This window comes from Kluyvera ascorbata ATCC 33433, from assembly GCF_000735365.1.
GTDB lineage: Bacteria > Pseudomonadota > Gammaproteobacteria > Enterobacterales > Enterobacteriaceae > Kluyvera > Kluyvera ascorbata.
On record NZ_JMPL01000209.1, the window covers coordinates 1 to 3144 of the forward strand.

3 protein-coding genes are annotated in these 3144 nt (G+C 59.8%); all 3 read left to right on the forward strand.

The window, feature by feature from the left end; translation table 11 throughout:
- Positions 1–43 precede the first annotated feature (43 nt).
- Positions 44–847 (forward strand): 2-oxo-hept-4-ene-1,7-dioate hydratase, encoded by an 804-nt coding sequence (gene hpaH / locus GKAS_RS23085; RefSeq protein WP_035897847.1) that lies wholly within the window; start codon positions 44–46, stop codon positions 845–847.
- A 15-nt stretch (positions 848–862) separates the two neighbouring features.
- Positions 863–1654 carry a 4-hydroxy-2-oxoheptanedioate aldolase gene (gene hpaI / locus GKAS_RS23090; protein ID WP_035897849.1) on the forward strand — a complete coding sequence of 264 codons (792 nt, stop codon included), beginning with the start codon at positions 863–865 and terminating at the stop codon, positions 1652–1654.
- Between the two features lie 111 nt (positions 1655–1765).
- Positions 1766–3142 (forward strand): 4-hydroxyphenylacetate permease, encoded by a 1377-nt coding sequence (gene hpaX / locus GKAS_RS23095; RefSeq protein ID WP_035897848.1) that lies wholly within the window; start codon positions 1766–1768, stop codon positions 3140–3142.
- Positions 3143–3144 lie beyond the last annotated feature (2 nt).

Here is a 3144-nt window from a genome sequence, read left to right on the forward strand (position 1 = left end):
TCTCCCACAGGGAGAGGGAGAAAACATAGCCACAGGAATCACTATGCTCGATAAACAGACTCGTACCCTGATTGCCCAGCGGCTGAATCAGGCTGAAAAACAGCGTGAGCAGATCCGTGCCGTCTCGCTGGATTATCCGGACATCACCATTGAAGACGCCTATGCCGTCCAGCGCGAATGGGTTGAGATGAAGATTGCCGAAGGGCGCACGCTCAAGGGCCACAAAATCGGCCTGACCTCAAAAGCGATGCAGGCCAGCTCGCAGATTAGCGAACCGGACTACGGCGCGCTGCTCGACGACATGTTCTTCCACGACGGCAGCGATATTCCGACCAACCGCTTTATCGTGCCGCGCATTGAAGTGGAGCTGGCGTTCGTGCTGGCAAAACCGCTGCGCGGACCGAACTGCACGCTGTTCGATGTCTATAACGCCACCGACTACGTGATCCCGGCGCTGGAGCTGATTGACGCCCGCAGCCACAACGTGGACCCGGAAACCCAGCGCCCGCGTAAGGTGTTCGACACCATCTCCGATAACGCGGCTAACGCGGGCGTGATCCTCGGCGGCCGCCCGATTAAGCCCGATGAACTGGACCTGCGCTGGATCTCCGCGCTGCTGTATCGCAATGGCGTGATTGAAGAGACCGGCGTCGCTGCGGGCGTGCTTAACCACCCGGCGAACGGCGTGGCGTGGCTGGCGAACAAGCTGGCACCGTACGATGTTCAGCTGGAAGCGGGGCAGATTATTCTCGGTGGCTCGTTCACCCGTCCGGTTCCGGCGCGTAAGGGTGACACCTTCCACGTCGATTACGGCAACATGGGCGCGATCACCTGCCGGTTCGTATAAAAGGAAATGACGATGATGAAGAACAGTTTTAAAGACGCGCTGAAAGCAGGCCAGCCGCAAATTGGCCTGTGGCTGGGGCTTTCCAGCAGCTACAGCGCCGAACTGCTGGCGGGGGCGGGCTTTGACTGGCTGCTGATTGACGGTGAACACGCGCCGAACAACGTCCAGACGGTGCTGACCCAGCTACAGGCGATTGCGCCATACCCCAGTCAGCCGGTGGTGCGTCCGTCTTGGAACGATGCGGTGCAGATTAAACAGCTGCTCGACGTGGGCGCGCAGACCCTGCTGGTGCCGATGGTGCAGAACGCCGATGAAGCGCGGGCGGCGGTGGCGGCGACGCGCTATCCACCGCTGGGCGTTCGCGGTGTTGGCAGCGCGCTGGCGCGTGCATCCCGCTGGAACCGCGTGCCGGACTATATCCATCAGGCCAACGAAGCGATGTGCGTGCTGGTGCAGATTGAAACCCGCGAAGCGGTGAGTAACCTGGCGCAGATCCTCGATGTCGACGGCGTGGACGGCGTGTTTATCGGCCCGGCGGATCTCAGCGCCGATATGGGCTTTGCCGGTAATCCGCAGCACCTGGAAGTGCAGGCGACCATTGAAAAAGCCATCGTGCAGATTCGTGCGGCGGGGAAAGCGCCGGGCATTCTGATGGCAAATGAACCGCTGGCGAAGCGTTATCTGGAGCTGGGGGCGCTGTTTGTCGCCGTCGGCGTCGATACCACGCTGCTGGCCCGCGGCGCAGAAGCGCTGGCGGCGCGCTTTGGCGCGGAGAAAACCTCGCTGGGTTCGTCCGGCGTGTATTAACCCCTGCCGGATGGCGCTGCGCTTATCTGGCCTCCCCGTAGGCCCGACAAGCAAAGCGCCTCGGGAAAACCCTGCTTCACCCTACGCAAATTCCCATCAGAGGAAAGGATAATGAGCGATACATCACCTGCCATTCCGGAGCAACTCAACCCGGCCGACCAGCATAAGCAGCTGACGGCGGGCCAACAATCGGTTATCAACAAACTGTTTCGTCGTCTGGTTCTGTTTTTGTTTGTGCTGTTTATCTTCTCATTCTTAGACCGTATTAATATCGGCTTTGCCGGGCTGACGATGGGGGCGGATCTCGGCCTCAACGCCACCATGTTCGGCCTCGCCACCACGCTGTTTTACGCCACCTATGTGATTTTCGGCATTCCCAGCAACATCATGCTGAGCATCGTCGGCGCGCGGCGCTGGATTGCCACCATTATGGTGCTGTGGGGCATTGCCTCTACCGCCACTATGTTCGCCGTCGGGCCAAAAAGCCTCTACGTGCTGCGCATGCTGGTGGGCATCACCGAAGCCGGATTCCTGCCTGGCATTCTGCTGTATTTAACCTACTGGTTCCCGGCGTTCTTCCGCGCCCGCGCCAACGCCCTGTTTATGATTGCCATGCCGGTGACCACCGCGCTGGGCTCAATTGTCTCGGGCTATATTCTGTCGATGGACGGTCTGCTGAACATGCACGGCTGGCAGTGGCTGTTTCTGCTGGAAGGTTTCCCGGCGGTGCTGCTCGGTGTGATGGTCTGGTACTGGCTTGATGATTCCCCGGCGAAGGCCAAATGGCTGACCGACGAGGATAAAAAGTGCTTACAGGAGATGATGGATAAAGACCATCTGACGCTAGTGCAGCCGGAAGGGGCGGTTAGCCACAGCGCCATGCAAAAGCGCAGCCTGTGGCGCGAAGTATTTACGCCGATCGTCCTGATGTACACGCTGGCCTACTTCTGCCTGACCAACACGCTTAGCGCCATCAGCATCTGGACGCCGCAGATCCTCAAGAGCTTTAACGAGGGCAGCAGTAACATCACCATCGGCCTGCTGGCGGCTATTCCGCAGGTGTGCACCATTCTCGGCATGATTTACTGGAGCCGCCATTCCGATAAATACCAGGAGCGTAAGCACCACACGGCACTGCCGTTCCTGTTTGCCGCCGCGGGCTGGCTGCTGGCCTCGGCGACCAGCCATAGCCTGATCCAACTTTTGGGGATCGTGATGGCATCGACGGGCTCATTCAGTGCGATGGCGATCTTCTGGACCACGCCGGATCAATCGATCAGCCTGCGCGCTCGCGCGATCGGTATTGCGGTGATCAACGCCACCGGCAACATCGGATCGGCATTAAGTCCGTTTATGATCGGCTGGCTGAAGGATGTGACCGGTAGCTTTAACAGCGGGTTGTGGTTTGTCGCCGCGCTGCTGGTGCTGGGGTCGGTGATTATCTGGGCGATCCCGATGAAATCCTCACGCCCGCGCGCCACGCCGTAAGG

Bases quoted from the DNA above. Each gene is read 5' to 3' on its own strand.
- hpaH (WP_035897847.1), top strand. From the start codon at position 44: ATGCTCGATAAACAGACTCGTACCCTGATTGCCCAGCGGCTGAATCAG.
- hpaI (WP_035897849.1), top strand. From the start codon at position 863: ATGAAGAACAGTTTTAAAGACGCGCTGAAAGCAGGCCAGCCGCAAATT.
- hpaX (WP_035897848.1), top strand. From the start codon at position 1,766: ATGAGCGATACATCACCTGCCATTCCGGAGCAACTCAACCCGGCCGAC.